The sequence below is a fragment of the Desulfovibrio psychrotolerans genome, assembly GCF_013340305.1.
GTDB classification, from domain to species: Bacteria; Desulfobacterota; Desulfovibrionia; order Desulfovibrionales; family Desulfovibrionaceae; genus Halodesulfovibrio; species Halodesulfovibrio psychrotolerans.
Genome location: NZ_BLVP01000023.1, coordinates 1 through 265 on the forward strand (window position 1 = coordinate 1; position 265 = coordinate 265).

A 265-nucleotide genomic window follows, 5' to 3' on the forward strand; every position below is an offset into this window, starting at 1 on the left:
CAACGATGCGCCCGTAGCCAACGCCCATGCGGATGTTGCCGTTGCGGAGGGGGATGCCCTGCTGCGCGGCAAGCTGACCGCCACGGATGTGGACGGCGACAAGCTCACCTTTACGCTGGATGCGGACAGCGACGTGCCTGCGGGCTTTGTGCTGAACGCCAACGGCAGCTACAGCCTGAATCCCAAGCATGGGGAGTACAACTCCCTTGCCGAGGGGCAAGAGGCGACCTTTACCATCAAGTACACCGTGACGGACGTGCACGGG

1 protein-coding gene is annotated in these 265 nt (G+C 63.4%); it reads left to right on the plus strand.

The window, feature by feature from the left end:
* Window positions 1–265 (plus strand): Ig-like domain-containing protein (locus HUV26_RS13510; protein ID WP_174410671.1); only part of this gene is annotated, 265 nt, incomplete at both ends.